Genomic DNA, 387 nt, shown 5'->3' on the forward strand with positions numbered 1-387 from the left:
TGCTGCTGGTGGCCCGGCGTTGGACGGTTCCGGCGCTGCTGGCGACCGCAGCCGGCATCCTCGGCTACTACGCGCTGGAGCTGCCGCCGGTCGGCGTGGCCGCCCCGGCCGCCGCCATCCTCTACCTGGCCGCCCAGCGGGGTCGGGTGCAGCCGGCCGCCGCTGTCGGCGGGGGCCTGCTGGCCGTCTCGGTGGCCGCCCGGCTCATCGAGGGAGACGACATCTCCGTCGTGATCGGTGCTGGTCTCGGCTCCGAGGCGGCCCTGATGCTCGCCGTCATCGCTCTCGGTGACGCCGTGCGCAACCGGCGTTCGCTACGGGCCGCGTTGGCCCGGCAGGCCGCCTCGGCGGCCGAGGAACGCCGTCGGGAGGCCGCCCGGCAGGTCG

General features: G+C 76.5%; 1 pseudogene. It reads left to right on the top strand.

Annotated elements, in window-relative coordinates:
• Positions 1 to 387 (top strand): annotated as a pseudogene (locus KBX53_RS35955) (sensor histidine kinase); the annotation flags it as partial.

The sequence above is a fragment of the Micromonospora sp. M51 genome (assembly GCF_018070305.1).
GTDB classification, from domain to species: Bacteria; Actinomycetota; Actinomycetes; order Mycobacteriales; family Micromonosporaceae; genus Micromonospora; species Micromonospora parva.